We start from the raw sequence: 2,088 nt of genomic DNA on the forward strand, positions 1-2,088 counted from the left end.
CTATCGCCTGGCGCACATGGCCACGGCGGCGTTCGTGGCTACGGCGTTCTTCGTCGGCTCCTCGGCGGCCTGGCACTTGCTGCGTGGCAAGGACAACCCGGCGATCCGCACCATGTTGTCGATGGCCATGTGGATGGCACTGATCGTCGCGCCTATCCAGGCGGTCATCGGCGACTTCCATGGCCTCAATACCTTGAAGCATCAGCCGGCAAAAATCGCCGCGATTGAAGGCCACTGGGAAAACATCGGCAATGAACCGACGCCGCTGATCCTGTTCGGCTGGCCGGACATGAAAGCCGAAAAAACCAAGTATGCCGTTGAGATTCCGTACCTGGGCAGCCTGATCCTTACCCACTCCCTGGACAAACAGGTGCCGGCGCTCAAGGAGTTCCCGCCTGAGGACCGCCCCAACTCGACCATTGTGTTCTGGTCGTTCCGGGTCATGGTCGGCCTGGGCTTCCTGATGATCTTCACCGGTCTGTTCAGCCTCTGGCTGCGCCGTGGCGACAAGATGTACACGTCCAAGCCGTTCCTGTACCTGGCGTTGTGGATGGGGCCATCCGGTCTGATCGCGATTCTCGCTGGCTGGTTCACCACTGAAATCGGCCGTCAGCCGTGGGTGGTCTATGGCTTGATGCGCACGGCGGATGCGTCCTCCGGGCATAGCCTGGCGCAGATGACGATTACTCTGGTGTTGTTCGTGGTGGTGTATTTCGCCCTGTTCGGCGCGGGCCTGGGTTACATGATGCGTCTGGTGCGCAAAGGGCCGCAGATTCATGACGGCAGCGAGCCAACCCATGGTGGCCCTGGCCAGAAACGCACACCGGCACGTCCGTTGTCCGCCGCTGATGATGGCAGTGATGACGACCACACCCACATCCAGCACAAGGGGAATTGAGATGGGTATTGATCTTCCGCTGATCTGGGCCGTGATCATCATCTTCGGCATCATGATGTATGTGGTGATGGACGGCTTCGACTTGGGTATCGGCATCCTCTTTCCGTTTATCCCGGGCAAAGTCGACCGTGACGTCATGATGAACACCGTCGCCCCGGTATGGGACGGCAACGAAACCTGGTTGGTACTGGGCGGCGCAGCGTTGTTCGGCGCCTTTCCGCTGGCTTATTCGGTGGTGCTGTCGGCGCTGTACCTGCCACTGATCTTGATGCTGATCGGGTTGATCTTCCGTGGCGTGGCCTTCGAGTTCCGCTTCAAGGCCAAGGACCACAAGCGTCATTTGTGGGACAAGGCGTTCATCGGCGGCTCAATCGCGGCGACGTTCTTCCAGGGCGTGGCGTTGGGGGCGTTTATTGACGGCATTCCGGTGGTGAACCGCCAGTTCGCCGGCGGCTCGCTGGACTGGCTGACGCCGTTCACGATGTTCTGCGGCGTGGCCCTGGTGGTGGCGTATGCCTTGCTGGGTTGCACCTGGCTGATCATGAAGACCGAAGGCAAGTTGCAGGAGCAGATGCACAACCTGGCGCGGCCGTTGGCCTTCGTGGTGTTGGCAGTGATCGGTATCGTCAGCCTGTGGACACCGTTGGCCCACCCGGAAATCGCTTCGCGCTGGTTCACCCTGCCGAACCTGTTCTGGTTCCTGCCGGTGCCGATCCTGGTGTTGGTGACCATGTACGGGCTGATCCGTGCGGTGGCGCGTAACGCGCACTACACACCGTTCCTGCTGACGCTGGTGCTGATCTTCCTCGGCTACAGCGGCCTGGGGATCAGCCTGTGGCCGAACATCATTCCGCCGTCCGTGTCGATCTGGGACGCCGCCGCGCCGCCGCAGAGCCAGGGCTTCATGCTGGTGGGCACGCTGTTCATCATTCCGTTCATCCTGGGCTACACCTTCTGGAGCTACTACGTGTTCCGCGGCAAGGTCACCCACGAAGACGGCTATCACTAGGAGGGTCGTTTTATGTCCGGCAAACCGACGTTGCACGAGATTGAACAGGCCGAGAAACAGCCATTGTGGCGGCGCCTGGGGTGGTTGGCGATGATTTGGACTGGCAGCGTGCTGGCCCTGTTCGTCGTGGCCAGCTTGATGCGCATGTTCATGAATGCGGCCGGCTTGACCACCCACTGAC

3 protein-coding genes are annotated in these 2,088 nt (G+C 60.8%); all 3 read left to right on the forward strand.

Features of this window, described 5'->3' with window-relative positions; genetic code table 11:
• The coding region (locus ACRESD_RS00260; RefSeq protein WP_431749100.1) for a cytochrome ubiquinol oxidase subunit I at positions 1-898 on the forward strand (898 nt) is incomplete at its 5' end.
• A gap of 1 nt (position 899) precedes the next feature.
• The gene (gene cydB / locus ACRESD_RS00265) at positions 900-1,907 is read left to right on the forward strand and encodes a cytochrome d ubiquinol oxidase subunit II (RefSeq protein ID WP_431749101.1); all 1,008 of its coding nucleotides are present in this window, start codon (positions 900-902) and stop codon (positions 1,905-1,907) included.
• 12 nt (positions 1,908-1,919) lie between these two features.
• Complete coding sequence (locus tag ACRESD_RS00270) at positions 1,920-2,087, forward strand: DUF2474 domain-containing protein (protein ID WP_010562540.1); 168 nt, start codon at positions 1,920-1,922, stop codon at positions 2,085-2,087.
• The last annotated feature ends 1 nt before the right edge of the window (position 2,088 follow it).

It is taken from the genome of Pseudomonas sp., from assembly GCF_050739995.1.
Lineage (GTDB): Bacteria > Pseudomonadota > Gammaproteobacteria > Pseudomonadales > Pseudomonadaceae > Aquipseudomonas.